This window comes from Paenibacillus phytorum, assembly GCF_013141715.1.
Taxonomy (GTDB): domain Bacteria; phylum Bacillota; class Bacilli; order Paenibacillales; family NBRC-103111; genus Paenibacillus_E; species Paenibacillus_E phytorum.
The window spans coordinates 61,558-74,367 of record NZ_WHOA01000241.1 but is presented as its reverse complement, the minus strand read 5'-3'; the positions used below and the strand labels follow the sequence as shown (position 1 = coordinate 74,367).

Sequence of the window (12,810 nt, the reverse complement as noted above, 5' to 3'; positions counted from 1 at the left end):
GGCAAAATACTTACCTCTTCCCCAGAGGTAAGTATTTTTTTGTGCTTCATTTAATAGAAATATGATAATCTGTTCTTAGGGGGAGAATTCGTTCAATGACATATAAATTCGTAGCTATGATGTTGTCTATTCTATTGCTTACTCAAATAACACTACCACTTCATACAATCTCAGCCGAGGAAAAGACTCCTACACAAGACGAAGCCAAGGATCTCGTCCAAAAAGGGCTTACCATTTTCGAAATTGACAAAGAAGTGGCCCGATTAAATGAACAAGATGCAAGCATCGTTGATCAAATCAAACAAAATGAACTAGATATCATCAAGCAGAACAGCAATGTTGAAAACACCCGAAAACATGCCGGAAAAGTGCTGAGAGCTTATTATACAGGGGATCGAGATTCGATCTGGATGCTGCTGTTTACCGTTAGTTCCTTTACGGATGCATTGCGAATGTTTGAGTATCTGCAAATGATTATTAGTAATGATCATCGCGCCTTATCAGCTTTCACCGAATCATTTAAGAAATTGAAAAGCCTGCGAACCGAACTTGATTCTTCTCGCGTCGAGCTCCAAAAAACGAAAGAGAAATTCCTCACACAGCGTGAGAGACTCGTAAAGCTTCAAGAAGAGCTGGACAAACAACTAGCCGTCAGTGCACAAGCACAAGTCATAGAAGCCCAAATAAAAAGCTTAAATGACCAATGGAAACAAGAAGGTATCCCATTATTCCGCGAGTACTTGAATAGTTTATCATCCGCTTTTCGAGAGTTGCCACAGTATGTAACGAAAGAAAATAAATTCATGGACTTATCTTCCATCAAAAACCCGGTCATAACGATTAGTGATACGGATTTCAATGCTTACCTTCATTCAAAAAATGAACTTTTACAGAATTTGAATTTTGAATTTGCCGATGGGTCGATCATTGCAAAAGGTAAAAAAGATCAAGTACAAATCGCGTTAGAAGGAATGTTTTTGTTGAAGGAGCATCCCGACATGAATGAAGTCCGCTTTGTTGTGGATAAACTTGAATTCAATGGCTTCCAACTGCCCGATACCACAATTGAGGACTTTATGAAAGAATTCCAGCTTGGTTTCATCCCGAAAAAAATCGTCAATTATCTTGATGTCGTTAGTGTAGAGACGAAGAACGGCATCGCAGTTGTAAAACTCAAATTATCCCTGTAAAGTAGCAGAGGATAACGAAGTAAAGTGAGGACTACGAATGGAACCGAAAATTGGTCTGATGATGGATCTGCCCGAAGGAAAAATACCTGGTTTTTACGCGCAAATCGTTAAATCTCTCGCAGGTAAAGTTGAATTATTTGACCGCGACAAAGAAATGCTTATTGTCAGGAATGAAGAACAACAGCTTGCAGCGCTCGATGTTATGGCTCATTTCAATATTGAGACGAACCTGATGCAACTTCGGCTGCTGCCGGATGACGCTGAATTGACGGATCTATTTAGCGATTATGGTTTTACAAGCCGCGCAGAGCACAATTATTTATACGATAAGCTTGTCGTACAATTCCGATTTACGGCAGATAGCCCCCAAGCTGAAGTCGACCAAGCTGCCCTTCAGATCGAAGAGCACTTGCTCGCTCAGTACCAAGCTCAGGATCGTACTGTGTACGTCGTGGATCGGCAGCTCGAAGAGCTCATGCAGGGTATTGCCAAAGCTTATCGATGCCACATCGAGATGCTGCCTTAGAACAAACAAAGAAGCCCACATCCCCTTATCGGGAGTGTGGGCTTTTTGAATTTATCAGAGCAGATCGGCTGCTAATTGCGCTAGATGTGAGCGTTCACCACGCTCAAGAGTGATATGCCCACTAATACCTTCCTGCTTGAAGCGTTCAACCACATAAGTTAATCCATTACTCGATGCATCGAGATATGGATGATCGATTTGGTCTGGATCACCTAGAAGTACAATTTTACTGCCCTCTCCCACGCGGGAAACGATCGTTTTCACCTCATGCTTAGATAAGTTCTGCGCCTCATCAATAATGATGAATTGGCCAGGAATCGAGCGTCCGCGAATGTACGTCAGAGCTTCGACTTGAATACTACCGAGACCCGCTAGTATTTTTTCAATATCTCCCGGTTTTTTGGTATCGAATAAATATTCCAAATTATCATAGATCGGCTGCATCCAGGGACGCAGCTTTTCATCTTTTTCACCAGGCAGATAACCAATATCCTTGCCCATTGGAACAACAGGTCGAGCAATTAGCAATTTTTTATATTTACGATCATCCTCAATCTTCATAAGGCCCGCAGCTAACGTGAGCAACGTCTTACCTGTACCCGCTTTCCCAGTCAGGGTGACGAGCGGGATGTCGTCATTGAGCAGGAGCTCAAGAGCCATTCGTTGCTGCGCGTTACGCGCGGCAATCCCCCAAATGGGATCATTACTCATGTAGAGCGGCTCCAGCTTTTTGGCATCGGGCGTCACTTTCAATAAAGCTGATTTGGAAGAACCCAGCTCATCCCGCAAAATGACAAATTCGTGAGGATGCAGCATATAGCCCAAATTAAGCGATGTCACTGTCAAGAAACGATAAGAATAAAACTCATCAATGATAGAAGGATGTACAAATAGCGTTATATATCCAGTGTACATATCCGTTTGTGCAACAATGCGATCGGTTAAATAATCCTGTGCTGGTATACCGAGGACATCTGCTTTAATACGAACTAATGTATCTTTACTCACGATAACGACAGGTCTCGGAAATTCATTAGCCTGCTCTTCTAGATGATAGTTGAGCGCGACCGCGAGAATTCGGTTATCGTTCGTTAATTCTGCAAATGTATCCTGCAGCTTCGCGAAGCTGCGATGGTTGAGTTCCACTTTAATGCTGCCGCCATGATCAAGTGTGATGCCATCGGACAAGTTACCTTTGGTCCTTAGTCCATCCAGCAACCTCGAAACATGTCTCGCATTACGGCCTATTTCGTCCGCATTTCGTTTCTTAGAATCGATTTCCTCCAACACCACGGCGGGTATGACTACTTCATTATCTTCGAACGCGAATAAAGCATTAGGGTCCTGAAGCAGAACATTGGTATCCAACACGTAAATTTTTTTCATTGGTGTGTCCCCTCCCAGATTTGGCGTTAGATCATTGGTTATATGAAATACATACAACCTAGCTGTGCCGGACAAACTAAACGCGAGATTCAGGAAAGAAAGGAACGATTCAAGTGAGACTATTGTGCGTAGTTATAGTAATACTGACCCTCGCGGCTGGCTGTAGTCAAGCGCCGAAAAGTGGTGCCCCCTCTCAAAATCCGAATCAAAATCAAGTAAAAGTTCAACAAATCGCCCCACAAAAGCTCGAGATAAAAGATTCTAAGGCTGTTGCAGAACGTTTGGAAAACTTAGCCACAAGCGTCCCTCAGGTTGAAAGCGCACACTGCGTCGTCTTCGGTAATACCGCAGTTGTCGGCATCAACATTAAGAAAGATTTGGATCGAGCCAAAGTCGGCACCGTCAAGTACTCGGTAGCTGAAGCGCTCAAGAAAGACCCATACGGAGTTAATGCCATTGTTACCGCAGATTTGGACTTAGATCAACGCTTACGCAACATTCGGGATAACATCCAAGCAGGAAGACCGATTACCGGATTCGCTGAGCAAATGGCAGATATCATGGGCCGTGTAATGCCTCAGCTGCCGCGCGATATTCGCAATATGCCAGACAATGCGGGACCTAAAGGTGCGAATCAGGCGGAAATTCCGAACCCTTAATCCACCGAAGATAACAAAAAGCCTGACTGCATACGCAGATCTAGGCTTTTTTTATCGCATCAAAAACTCGGCCGACTGGATTCACAGTGACTCGGCTTACACAAGTTTTCTCATATTCAGGCTCGGTCATCATTTGGGCGCGATCCATCCATTGCTTCGTTAAAGCTGTGTTGTGTTCAGCCATATCGTTTGCGCCTCCTGCTAGGTGGTTGAAAACGCTCCTTACACTTACAGTATAGCATAGCCGGTGGCAAGCGTTCCACCCTTATGTATCTATTTTCAAATCATGAGAACACTCCTTTTTCAGCCAGATATACCTTAGTGTACGTCGGTTTAAAAAAGTTATGTCGTCAACATGAACGTCTATTGATTATTGTAAATCGGATTCGAATTAATATCATCAAGCAGCTTTTCCGCCGCTTCACGATCAAAACTTTGTTTACTCTTGATACTTTCTTGTTCATAGGCGATATGAATTTTCATCCGATCCGATTCGTCCACAATTTCCATATGACTGACCCTATGATCTTCACGCAAAATAAGCGCAAAAAAATCAAGCGTCTCTTTGGCCGCTTCGTCATCCGGTCTTGCTTGACTTACAATATGCATTTGCAGCCAATTAAAAAAGGCGTCTTGCAGTTTCATTTTAACGCCCATCCTCTCTAAGTAAAATAACATCGCAGCCTAATTCCAGCCAACGAAGCCATTGATTTTTCCAAATGATATGCTGGGCATCTAAAGCGCTGTCATTAAGCGATGACACCAATTCCAAAGCTTCCTTTCGCTTCAGGAGACGATCTAGAAAGGCTTCTGCACAATGAGATAAATGAAACGGGTCACCATTAAATACAATGGCATCAGAACGCGCTAAATCAAGTTCTACGAGCTCTGAACCACATATCTCTTCATCGTCACTCAACAGCAGACTAGCTTTAAACATAGATAGCAATCTGGGGTGTCTCCCATTCGCCAATTCACGGAAAGCTTCTAGTTTCGCGAGCGGAGAGCAGTCCAAACGATCAGCCCCCAACACCAAAGGAGAATAGCCCACTATCGGAGTTAACCAGTATCGAGTCATTTGCCCCTCCTAAAAGTTTTCGTGAGAAAACTTGCTTCGTAAGCTTAACTTGAGTTTTACTTTAGAAAAACTAACATTGTAAGCATATTCCTTATTCCTTATTCCTTATTCCTTATTAAGTTGGTCTATTGCCGCTTCTTTTCTCGATGAAATAACGAATACGCACCAGAAACATTAACGATATGGCAACAGTCAGGCAGAGCACGATAGGTAGTCCTACAATTTGAAAAACAAGCAGCATAACCGATCCAATGGCCAGCAGGACATAGATGATAGCTGTCTTGAGAACCGGCAATTTACGCGTCTTGAAAACTTTGTTATACACATAAGACATAAATATAAAGATTAACAGATAAGTGATGTACAGGTGATTTCCAAACCACTCGTTCAAGGCAGTCAAAACATACACTCCATTTCATTCAAAAAGTAAAGTCAATTATCATTATCCCTCAAAATTACAAATAAATAAAGGGAAATGCGGCATTATAGCCCACATTTCCCATATTTAGAACACTTTGTGAATTACACGTTAGCTTCAGCTGTTTTGCGGTGTTTCTCAGCACGCTCGCGCTCGCTTTTGTTCAAAATCTTTTTACGAATACGAACGGATTTCGGAGTGATTTCACAATATTCATCATCGTTCAAATACTCAAGCGCTTGCTCCAAAGAGTACATGCGAGGAGTTTTCATTTTTACTGTTTCTTCTTTGTTTGCGGAACGGATGTTGTTTACCGCTTTTTCCTTACAGATGTTAACGATGATATCATTGTCGCGCGTATGCTCACCAACAACCATGCCTTCGTAAACTTCCGTTTGTGGATGAACGAACAAGATACCGCGATCTTCAACGGAAAGGATTCCGTACAAAGTAGATACGCCAGATTCGCTGGAAACAAGTACGCCTTCGTGACGTCCGCCAACACCAGCTCCTTGGTATGGACCATAGCTGTCAAAAGCATGGTTCATAATACCGTAGCCGCGAGTCAACGTTAAGAAGTTCGTTCTGTAACCGATCAAACCACGTGCAGGGATTAAAAACTCAAGACGAACGTTACCGCTGCCGTTGTTGATCATGTTGACCATCTCGGCTTTACGGGAACCTAAGCTCTCCATAACGGAACCCATGCTGTCTTCTGGAACGTCGATGATTAAACGCTCAATCGGCTCCATTTTTTGACCGTCGATTTGACGAATGATAACTTCTGGTTTGGAAACTTGCAATTCAAAGCCTTCACGGCGCATGTTTTCAATCAAAATACCTAAGTGAAGCTCACCGCGGCCTGATACAACGAAAGCATCCGGGCTATCCGTATCTTCAACGCGCAAACTAACATCTGTTTCAAGTTCTTTGTAAAGACGCTCGCGAATTTTACGGGAAGTTACCCATTTCCCTTCGCGCCCTGCGAATGGTGAGTTATTTACGATAAATGTCATTTGCAGCGTTGGCTCATCAATTTTCAGGACTGGCAATGCTTCCGGATTCGCAGGATCTGCTACCGTTTCACCAATATTGATATCTTTGATACCTGCAATGGCAATAATGTCCCCTGCAGCTGCTTCTTCGATCTCAATACGTTTCAAGCCTGTGAAGCCGAAGAGTTTCTCGATTCTTGCTTGTTTCTGACCGCCTTCACGCGTCATAACAGCAACAGTCTGACCTTGACGGATTTTACCACGGTTCACACGGCCTACGCCGATACGACCCAAGTACTCATTGTAATCCATCAATGTAACAAGGAACTGAAGCGGTTGATCAACATCTTCTGTTGGAGCTGGGATGTGACTAACTATTGTTTCATAAATAGCTTCCATGTTGTCATCTTGTTTCTCAGCATCAAGACTTGATGTACCTTGTAATGCGGAAGCATATACAACGTGGAAATCAAGCTGCTCATCCGTAGCACCTAGTTCAATGAAAAGGTCAAGAACTTCGTCAACAACTTCTTGAGGACGAGCGTTTGGACGGTCAATTTTGTTAACAACAACAACTGGAGAAAGGTTGCTTTCTAATGCTTTACGCAGAACGAACTTCGTTTGTGGCATGGTGCCTTCGAAAGCATCAACAACCAACAAAACGCCGTCTACCATTTTCATGATACGCTCTACTTCACCACCGAAATCGGCATGTCCAGGTGTATCCACAATGTTAATCAGGTAGTCTTTATAATTAATTGCTGTATTTTTTGCAAGAATGGTAATACCGCGTTCTCTCTCGAGATCGTTGGAGTCCATCGCTCTTTCTTGAATAGCCTCGTTATCGCGGAATGTTCCGGATTGTTGAAGTAATTTATCTACGAGTGTCGTTTTACCGTGGTCAACGTGTGCGATAATTGCAATATTGCGAATCTTGTCTCTTGCGTGCATGAATGTCAAACCCTCTCTACCCTATAATTTTCGTCTCTGTTCATAAAACAAGCGTCGGACGAAAGCGCCGACGCTTGACATTTACACTTATTATACGCAGTTTCTCGACATTATGCAAGGTAAATGCGGCTCTACATAAAACTTTTACAAGTAAATACCTGAAATTACCACACATTTCGCTTGCGGAAAATCATGACAAGTCCAGCTACCACAAGGATCAAAGCGATTACATAGATCCCTAAATGAATTAGTAGAGTTAACCCGAAAAATACAGCTGAAATGATTCCCAACACCATAGCACCTATCAAAACACCACGATCACTTCCACGATCGAAAAGGTGCATCTCATACAATCCGATGGCTACACCAAGAATGAATCCCGGCCATAAATAGCTCATTGACCCCCAACCAAATATATTGCAATAAAAGAACATTATTGCGTAAGTCGTTAATATACCTCCAGGTACAAGAACGCCTGTGGGCAGTGACCGCTTAAAAAAGAATACGTGGAACAGCAGCCCAGGAATGAGTAAGACTAGCGGCCAAAAGAACGAAAGAAGAACATGGAAAAAACCTAATTTACCAAGAAGCAATAGGGCGGCCAGGCCAATTAACAGGATACCAATGGAGTAGCTATTTCTAGCCATTCAAATCCCCTCCTAATTCACTTGTCACTAAGGGATCAACTTCGACACCCTTCAACAAATAGTTTATCGTACCTGGCGAGAAATTGCTAGATGTTTGGCGCTATTTGCGGCCTCGCCGTTTGGCTTCGAGCAAACGGCTCATGCTGTCCGGCGGCGCATTACTCGCCGCTGGGGGTGAGGGCTCCGGAGCAGCTTCGCGCTGCTCCGCGGGAGGCCGCGGCGGCGCAGCCACGGCCGGTGACGGAGCGCTGCCTGCGGCAGAGCGCTCGGTCTTGCGCTGCAGCTTGTGCTCCGCAAGCTGCTTGCGCTCGCGGAGACGCGCCAGTGGCGTCTCCGTCTGCTGTGGCGGGCCTGCTGGAGCGACCCGCCTCCAAGCGAACGCCCGGGCCCATAGGCCGGGCGGCAGAGCCAAGCGCCGCGCTGCGATGTCCAACAGCAGCAGAGCGAGCGCCGCCATCAGCAAGTACTCGCTGATGGGTGTCAGTCGCTTCTGCGCGGCAGAAGCGAAGGCGAAGGCTTCCTCCGGATGCTCTAGCGAGAGCATCCGTCCGCCTGTAAGCTCAGCAAGTTGCTGGAGCTTGCTGAGGCCTTGTCCGTCCGTGATCCGATATTCTGGAGAATATGGAATCACGAAGCCGGACGTTGAGCTGCCGACGACCCGCTTCTCGGTACCCTCTTCGCTGCCGGCTGCGAGCAATTCAGTCTTGGCGATATAGACGCCAGACTTATCCACAGATACCTGTGCTGAATACTCACCAGGTGCTGTGGACGTAAAATGGATTTCTTGCGATCCGAGAGATTCATCCGTAACAATAGCTCGAAGTTCTCCTTGTTCACCATGTGAACCGTCAAGTATGTTATTTCCACTTTTGGCCTCTAAGGTCAACTCTTGACCGACCAAATGCCCGTTAAGCTCAAGTGGAGACGATTGAAATTGCGGAAACGTCCACTTTATCATTCCAGTAAGCACTTGTGAAAAGGCTGGCCACGTTACCCAGTTCGCTGACCACGCTCCTGTCACATCGCTAGTCCATGCGACAGTTCGCCCAGAACCATACTGCCATCTCGCTAGAATAGGATCAGGTTCCGGGCTTGTGAGTACCACCTCAGCAGCCTCTTTAAGGGTTGTGGCAATGTATCCGTTTAGCGAAGGCAGCCCTTGCCCCAACAAGGTATGCCAGTCTGTTCCTCCCGCCAAAGCCGGTACGAAAGGTTGGTTAACCACATAAGTTCGTGATATCAGCACCGCTTCTCGGCTAAAAATCGCCGGGATTGTCGTCTGATCCACAGCCGCGTAATACCTCCCCTTCGCCAAATCAGCTAGCTGCTTCAGCAGCGATTGATCCGCATCGGTTCCGATGGCCACAGTGGACATCGTGATATTCTCTTTTTGCATATCGGCGGTCAATGCTTCATAGCTCTGAGTCGTGGAGGACTGTCCGTCTGTCAACAAAATAATATGCTTACGCTGGGCATCCACCTTGGAAAGCTTGGCGAATGCTTCCTCTACCGCTGTATAAATCTCCGTTCCGCCATCAGCGGGTATTGCATTAATCTTTTGGATGACGCCTGATTTATCACTTAGCTTCTGCGGTTCTACATACCATTGCGGGGAAGAATCGAATCCAAGTACCCCAAGAGTATCTTTTTCCCTGAGTAAGTCGACTGTTCGCGACGCGGCTTCCTGAGCCAGCTTCATTTTTTCACCTGACATACTGCCCGATTTATCCATAACAAGTACAATACCGAGTGATGGTATCTCCCGCTTCCCGCGCAGGTCCATATACACAGGGAGAGCACGCTCGATAGGCGTTTTGAAATAACCTCCCAATCCAAAGCTGTTATCTCCACCAAGCATGACCAACCCAACACTGTAATCTCGGACAGCCTGCTCTATCATTTCCATTTTCAATTGTGGTATTTGAGTAGCAGCAACATTGTTTAAAATAATACTTTCATAACTGGTATACGTTACAAAATCATTGGAAAGCAGCTCAGGTCCAATCGTTTCAAATGGGATAAGTGCGGATTGCAGCGCCCCCTCCACATTTTTGGAGATACCTACCTTCCCTTCAACAATAAGTACTTTCGGAGGACCTTCTACTTTACTAAATGCATAATGCGCATTATTGGCCGATTGCTCATCCCCTTCCAAGTACACTTCCGCTCGATACCGATGAAAACCCGGTTCCTTGGCAAGCGATTGAAAGGCGAATCTGTTTTCCCCCTTATTCAGTTGAACCGACCCAGCTGTCATTTCGCGATTGTCTTCAAAAACCCTTAATTGAGCCGCCTCTGTACTTGTAGAACGGATGACTACCTCCAACGTATAGGCTTCTGCCTGATACAACTTATCTGGAACTCGAATTGCTTCAACGGAGGCGTCTTTGTGCTCTTTGGCAGCGAGAGGGACAACATCTACTTGGATACCACGGTCGCGCAGCAGCTTACCTTGACGCAACAGGTCACCCACATTTTCTTCACCATCTGACATCAAAATAATGCGCCCGGATTTTCCGTTCATAAATAAACCTGAAGCAAGCTGCAAGCCCGAGGCAATATCGGAAAATTGCGTGTTCGTTTGGGCTGTAAACTGAAATCCATTCACCTCTCTGGCATCCATGGACTTCTCTATCGAAGCTTTCAGTGCCATCGAAACGACCCCCGCCTCGTCCTTTTCAGAAGAACGTGCTTTGACTGCTTCGCGAATCCACTGAGCTTCCCTCAATTCTTCCTTCACACTGTCTGATCGATCTATCGTGAATACGATGCTTTTGTGATTTAGCTTTGTATAAAGTTGGGTTTCCGCAAGGGCGAAGATCAGAAGAATGATTACAGAGGCTCTCAGAGAAACAACAAGCTTCTTTCGCCCGCCTTGAAGACGGTGTAAGCTTTTCCACAACCAGCCCACATAAAAAGGAAGAAGTAGAATCAGCAGCAAGACGGGCAAATATTCAAACTGAATGCCCACGTCGATACACCTCCCATTCCAGAACTAGCAGCATAAGCAAGATCACGATAAGCCAAGGATTTAACATCGTATTACTTAATGAGATATCTTTAGCTCGATCTATACTGGCATCGACTTCACTACCTGGTTTGAAGACCACCTTGTTTTCTATTTTCCCATTCACATTGGATTCCCTGGGATCCATAACAACTTCAAGCAGACGAGTTTGTACGATTTGTCCACCTGTATTGTATTCAACAAATTCATAAAGACCTGGAAGCTTAGGCGCAGTTTGCATACTGGATAACGCGTCTCCATTTCGTTCTGCCTCTTCCTCTTTAACACCTTCCATGGTTGTTTTCCAGATCGCCTTCGTCGCTTCCGGATGAAGAACAATTTCTTTTCGATCCCCAGCTGTAATACGACCAAGATTGCCACCATGGTGCTGGGTCAACCAAGCAACAGCATTTTGAACGAGAATGGGAAATTCCGAGCGCAGCGCAAGATCCGATTGCTCAAGCGAGAACGTAAATGTCAGATTTGGTATACCTTCTTCTGTACCTGCAAGAACAAGTGGTACGGATGCTGACGAAATGATGGCTTTCTCCCATGGCTTTAGCGATCTAGTCTGAGCCATAGCAACGTTCACGTCCTGCAGTCGAATGTAACGCGTGATCGGGTGATCCACTATCGAAAAAGGTGATGCTGAAATCGTTTGTTGAGGCGCTAAGTCAGACTTTGCAGCGGAAGCAAACCGCCAAACTGGTTTGGACGAAAATAGACGCTGCCAGACATCTGATTTTAAAGCTGATTCAGTCACACCATCTACAATAATTAGGTCAGGAGTAGGCCCTAAGGGCGGTGGGTAGGTTCCGTCATTGCTTTTTTGTACATGAAGAATATCCGTCTTTGCCAATGTGAGTGCTTTTTCTAAGAAAAGGTTACCTTCGCCAACATAAGCTGCTTGGACTCGACCAGTCCCTTCAGGAAAGGCATAAGCGGTATTATCAGCTTCCAAAACATCTTTTCCTTCAAGCTGCAGCTTGTATACATCAGCCCGTACCAGCTTATCTACGTAGATTGACTTTTGCTCGCCTCCCTTAAGGTTTACGGAATCCGTTCGAACTGCTTGCGAATCCGCGTAAAGCGTTGCTTTTACAGAAACACTCGTAGCCCCCCAATTTTTCAATACGGCAACAGCCTTAAATTCCGCAGCATCCTGAACTGCTTTAACACCGAATTGAGTAATTGCCACATTCTCAGGCTGGTTGGTGACTTCATCACCTGCTCGTCTCTGAATCTCAGGCTCCTGGATACTGACTGGGATTGAAAAGGTAATCCCTTCGGCGTTATCGACCCACTGGCTGTCCGTATAAATGCGTACTTCCCCATCGAATTCTTCCCTCGTTAGAGCAGAGGCTAGAGACAAGGCTTCCTGTACATTCGTTTTGCCGTAAAAGGGAGCAACCTTATTCAAAGCGGCTTGTAATGAGGACAGTTTTGATTCTCGTTGTAGAAGCAATTCTGGTTGATCCTTTATGATTAAAAGCGAATAGCTACGATTCTGGGCTTCTTCGCGTGCGTAAGTTAAGATACCTTGCTTCGCTTCTTCTAATCTAGTCCCATGATCCGTTGATGTTTGCATACTCGCTGAAGCATCTAACACGAAAAAAATATGTGATTTCGCTGTTTGCTGACCACGGATAAACGGCTGCATCAAGGCAAGCACAAGTAATAACGCTGCAAGCAGCTGAAGCAGGAGTAATAATTGTCGGCTTAGACGCTGCCATGGCCGATTGGCCTCCTGCTCACGAAGAATACGCCGCCAGAGCATATGACTAGATACTTCTGTATCGATATAACGTCGTTTTAACAAATAAAGCACCAGGATAAAGGGGATTGAAAGCGAGAACCATAACCCGCTTAACGATGCGAAATGCATAAGCACTCACCTTTCCAAGAGCGAAGGACATCGCTTTATCTTGCGTTCAAATTCTCTAGCATGGGCAT

12 protein-coding genes are annotated in these 12,810 nt (G+C 45.3%); 3 read left to right on the top strand and 9 right to left on the bottom strand.

Annotation, left to right across the window (positions count from 1 at the left end):
* Positions 1-95: 95 nt before the first annotated feature.
* Together GC098_RS33475 and GC098_RS33470 are read left to right on the top strand one after the other, a co-directional pair.
* Entirely contained in the window at positions 96-1,190 is a 1,095-nt protein-coding gene (locus GC098_RS33475) for a coiled-coil domain-containing protein (protein WP_171648359.1), read from the top strand.
* Positions 1,191-1,227: 37 nt separating this feature from the next.
* The gene (locus GC098_RS33470; protein ID WP_171648358.1) at positions 1,228-1,716 is read left to right on the top strand and encodes a hypothetical protein; all 489 of its coding nucleotides are present in this window, start codon (positions 1,228-1,230) and stop codon (positions 1,714-1,716) included.
* Positions 1,717-1,770: 54 nt separating this feature from the next.
* Here the strand turns inward: GC098_RS33470 and GC098_RS33465 are convergent, their stop codons facing one another.
* Positions 1,771-3,102, bottom strand: coding sequence for a PhoH family protein (locus GC098_RS33465; RefSeq protein WP_171648356.1), 1,332 nt, complete (start codon positions 3,100-3,102; stop codon positions 1,771-1,773).
* 113 nt (positions 3,103-3,215) lie between these two features.
* On the opposite strand from GC098_RS33465, the gene GC098_RS33460 reads away from it, so the two are divergent.
* The gene (locus GC098_RS33460) at positions 3,216-3,761 is read left to right on the top strand and encodes a YhcN/YlaJ family sporulation lipoprotein (protein ID WP_171648354.1); all 546 of its coding nucleotides are present in this window, start codon (positions 3,216-3,218) and stop codon (positions 3,759-3,761) included.
* 40 nt (positions 3,762-3,801) lie between these two features.
* Here the strand turns inward: GC098_RS33460 and GC098_RS33455 are convergent, their stop codons facing one another.
* From GC098_RS33455 to GC098_RS33420, 8 genes are all read right to left on the bottom strand, one after another.
* Positions 3,802-3,945: a hypothetical protein gene (locus tag GC098_RS33455; protein WP_171648352.1), complete on the bottom strand. Its 144-nt coding sequence runs from the start codon at positions 3,943-3,945 to the stop codon at positions 3,802-3,804.
* 179 nt (positions 3,946-4,124) lie between these two features.
* Positions 4,125-4,406, bottom strand: a complete 282-nt coding sequence (locus GC098_RS33450; RefSeq protein ID WP_171648350.1) for a hypothetical protein — start codon at positions 4,404-4,406, stop codon at positions 4,125-4,127.
* A 1-nt stretch (position 4,407) separates the two neighbouring features.
* Positions 4,408-4,839, bottom strand: coding sequence for a hypothetical protein (locus GC098_RS33445; protein ID WP_171648348.1), 432 nt, complete (start codon positions 4,837-4,839; stop codon positions 4,408-4,410).
* 115 nt (positions 4,840-4,954) lie between these two features.
* Complete coding sequence (locus GC098_RS33440; RefSeq protein WP_171649060.1) at positions 4,955-5,230, bottom strand: YlaH-like family protein; 276 nt, start codon at positions 5,228-5,230, stop codon at positions 4,955-4,957.
* Positions 5,231-5,361: 131 nt separating this feature from the next.
* On the bottom strand, positions 5,362-7,203 hold the full coding sequence (gene typA, locus GC098_RS33435; protein WP_171648346.1) for a translational GTPase TypA: 1,842 nt from the start codon (positions 7,201-7,203) through the stop codon (positions 5,362-5,364).
* A 164-nt stretch (positions 7,204-7,367) separates the two neighbouring features.
* Positions 7,368-7,850: a hypothetical protein gene (locus GC098_RS33430; protein WP_171648344.1), complete on the bottom strand. Its 483-nt coding sequence runs from the start codon at positions 7,848-7,850 to the stop codon at positions 7,368-7,370.
* Positions 7,851-7,950: 100 nt separating this feature from the next.
* The gene (locus GC098_RS41385) at positions 7,951-10,821 is read right to left on the bottom strand and encodes a VWA domain-containing protein (RefSeq protein WP_171648342.1); all 2,871 of its coding nucleotides are present in this window, start codon (positions 10,819-10,821) and stop codon (positions 7,951-7,953) included.
* The gene (locus GC098_RS33420; RefSeq protein WP_171648340.1) at positions 10,805-12,742 is read right to left on the bottom strand and encodes a vWA domain-containing protein; all 1,938 of its coding nucleotides are present in this window, start codon (positions 12,740-12,742) and stop codon (positions 10,805-10,807) included. The genes GC098_RS41385 and GC098_RS33420 overlap by 17 nt, the downstream gene beginning before the upstream one ends.
* Positions 12,743-12,810: the final 68 nt, after the last annotated feature.

Bases quoted from the DNA above. Each gene is read 5' to 3' on its own strand.
- GC098_RS33475 (WP_171648359.1), top strand. From the start codon at position 96: ATGACATATAAATTCGTAGCTATGATGTTGTCTATTCTATTGCTTACT.
- GC098_RS33470 (WP_171648358.1), top strand. From the start codon at position 1,228: ATGGAACCGAAAATTGGTCTGATGATGGATCTGCCCGAAGGAAAAATA.
- GC098_RS33465 (WP_171648356.1), bottom strand. From the start codon at position 3,102: ATGAAAAAAATTTACGTGTTGGATACCAATGTTCTGCTTCAGGACCCT.
- GC098_RS33455 (WP_171648352.1), bottom strand. From the start codon at position 3,945: ATGGCTGAACACAACACAGCTTTAACGAAGCAATGGATGGATCGCGCC.
- GC098_RS33450 (WP_171648350.1), bottom strand. From the start codon at position 4,406: ATGAAACTGCAAGACGCCTTTTTTAATTGGCTGCAAATGCATATTGTA.
- GC098_RS33445 (WP_171648348.1), bottom strand. From the start codon at position 4,839: ATGACTCGATACTGGTTAACTCCGATAGTGGGCTATTCTCCTTTGGTG.
- typA (WP_171648346.1), bottom strand. From the start codon at position 7,203: ATGCACGCAAGAGACAAGATTCGCAATATTGCAATTATCGCACACGTT.
- GC098_RS33430 (WP_171648344.1), bottom strand. From the start codon at position 7,850: ATGGCTAGAAATAGCTACTCCATTGGTATCCTGTTAATTGGCCTGGCC.
- GC098_RS33420 (WP_171648340.1), bottom strand. From the start codon at position 12,742: ATGCATTTCGCATCGTTAAGCGGGTTATGGTTCTCGCTTTCAATCCCC.